This window comes from Larkinella ripae (assembly GCF_054780775.1).
In genome coordinates, this window is record NZ_BAAGVR010000043.1 from 1 (window position 1) to 2718 (window position 2718).

A 2718-nucleotide genomic window follows, 5' to 3' on the forward strand; every position below is an offset into this window, starting at 1 on the left:
GAAGGGGTTGTCTCCGAAAACAGCCGGGTGCCGCGCGTGGAGTTTATCCGAATCTTCCCCGCCGACCTGGCGCCCGAGTTCCGCCAATCTATTGCGGCCAACTACCTGATTTCGGGGCCCAATGTCGCTTACACCCAGACGCTCGAGCAGAACCTAAACTCGGTTGGGGCCAAATCCTATAAGCTGCCTAACGTCATTGGCAACGATCCGTTTATTGACGTTCCCTGGGATGATTTGCAGTATCCGAAGGTGGTTTTACAGGGCGCTAACGGCGGCAACAAGTACGTCAAGGAAATCGAGATTTGGGGTTCGTTTTTGCCCAATCCCCCACCCATTCAGGTTGGACCCTTCAACAGCGTAACGGTTACCGAAGGCGATTCGGTCAGCGTCTCGGTGGCTTCCACCGTGAGCGACCCGGGCGATACGCTGACCTACAGCGCGATTTTAAACGGGAATGTGGCCGTGCCGTCCTGGATGAGCATTGACCCGGTATCGGGCGTGTTATCCTGGAAGGACGTACCCTTTGAAAGCACGGTACCCGGTGAGACCCAGACCTACTACCCGCTGAATATCATTGTAGTCGATTCGGCCGGCTCGCAGATCGTCGTTCCGATGACCGGCGGTTTTTTTGTCAAGCGCAAGAACGCGGTGCCCGCCGAAATACGCTGGTACGGTTTTCACTACGACAAAAACGACACCTTAACGCCCCAGCTGGACGTTACCGACGGAGCCTGGGCGGTGAACCTGCGCGGCATTGACGTGGCCTACGAGCAGCTGGCGAAAGCCTGCGCATCGGGTTCGTTTGTTACCGACGCCGGCAAGCCCTACAACCGCAACGGACAGTTCTTTTCGGGGCTGACCAAGGGCAAAAACTACGAAATCGAATACTACCGGCCCGGCACCAGTCCGCTGGTCTCGATCAAGGCTCCCTTCCTCTGCCCGTCGGTCAACACCGATAAGGTAATCTACGAAAAGCCTACCGGCACCGGTGAATCAGTCTCAACCGCTTTTGTGGAGCCGGTGCTGCTGGATGAAGAACACAAGGCGACCGCCCGCAGCGTGGCCACCGGCCCGGTAAAACTGCGGGTGCTGAAAGTAGGGGGCGGTTACGATACCGGCTTTCAGGTGGCTACCATGCCCGCCGGCAAGGATTACTACGAGTACGCCAACAACACCATTCTGGCGGATGGAATCTATACGGTTACCTCCCAGCTCATCAGCGACCCGAGCAAAGAAATTTCCGCCAATTTCGAAGTTAAGACCCAGGTCAAGCGGCTGACGATCTACCCCACCAACGTCACGGGTGGGGTGATGTACGGCATTGGCATTGCGGCCCGCACCTCGCCCAAGAACCTGACGATTCAGATCAACCGGCCGGTTACCACCACGCCGGGTTATCCCGAAGTCGTTACGATGGGCAACACGCCAGCTAATTATACCGGGACGGACGACACGCACCGGTATAACTACGGCAGCAACCCGCCCAATAACACCTACGACTTCGAGAATCCCCACGAATATCAGTTCCGGATTGGAACCAGCGGTGATTTTGTGAGCGTAAACGCCTACGCCCGAAACGGCGATGGTGTCGGAGTTCGCCGGGATGTGTACCCCAAAACCGTCGGCGGCAGTATCGGGGAAGAAACACTGGAAACGGCCGGCAAGACCTGGATCAACGAGAACACGTTTGTGGACGCCAGTGTGCGCAAAGTAAAGCGCACCGAGCTGAATTTCCCCGCCCTGACGGCATCCGGTACCGTTGTTCATTTGAAAGAATCCGTTCCGGGTTCGGGCGTGTTCGATCTGGCCACCACGGCGGGGGTTACGGTTTCCCGCTTTGGGCAAAGGCCCCGCCGGCTCTACAGTTTCCCGACCGAGAACGCCAAAATTGCCCCCGAGCAGATCATCAACGGCGGCTACTGGTCCCCGCGCTACTTCTGGGGCCTCAGCCACACGATGCTGTTTCCGGTCGCAAAAATGAAGCAGCTGGGCTGGTCGCTTTGGGCCTCGCAAACCTTAGATGGCACCGAGTTTGCCGAAGCAACCCCCGCCCGGTGTATGCGCGACATCGCTGAGCAGAACATCATGACCGGCGCGAGGGGTAACGCTTTCTGGGAGAAGTCTTTGCAGCAAGTCTTTGCAATCATCTACCCGCAGTGTACGGGCGATTCGCGCTATAACATCATTGTACCCAACATCGAAAGTACCCTGCAATGGGGTGCCCCGATGTCGGCCCACCCGACCTACACCTACGAGCAGTGGGAAGCCGGGGCCAAAAACATCAGCATCGTCTGCGAGGTTGATGGCGTCACCCGTACGCTCGATCAGCTCTGGAACGCGCAGCCGAACGGCAATTTGTGGTACGCCGAAGAGGGCTTACGGTTTGTGAACCGCATCCGTTTGATTCAGGCGATTTACCGCGAAAAGGTCGGCCCAAATATGAAGTGGGCGAAAGGCACCAGCTACATTTTTGGCGAGCCCCAACTAAACTGGACCTCAACGACCAACCTAAGCCTGCCCAACAATACGGTTAATGTGCGGGCCTTAACCGGCGGTAGTGATACAATCACGCTGAACGAATCCGGCGGAACACCTCACACCTACACGCTGACGGGTAAAACGACCTACGCCGGGGAAGATTTTCACCTGGAATACGATTACGCCCAGCACTTCCGTATCAGCAGCCAGGACTATCAGGAAATCTGGGTCCAGAAAAAG

Annotated in this window: 1 protein-coding gene; it reads left to right on the plus strand. The window is 57.1% G+C overall.

The window, feature by feature from the left end; all coding sequences use genetic code 11:
- On the plus strand, positions 1-2718 hold a 2718-nt coding region (locus ACYVHX_RS29620), incomplete at both ends, for a putative Ig domain-containing protein (protein WP_460675344.1).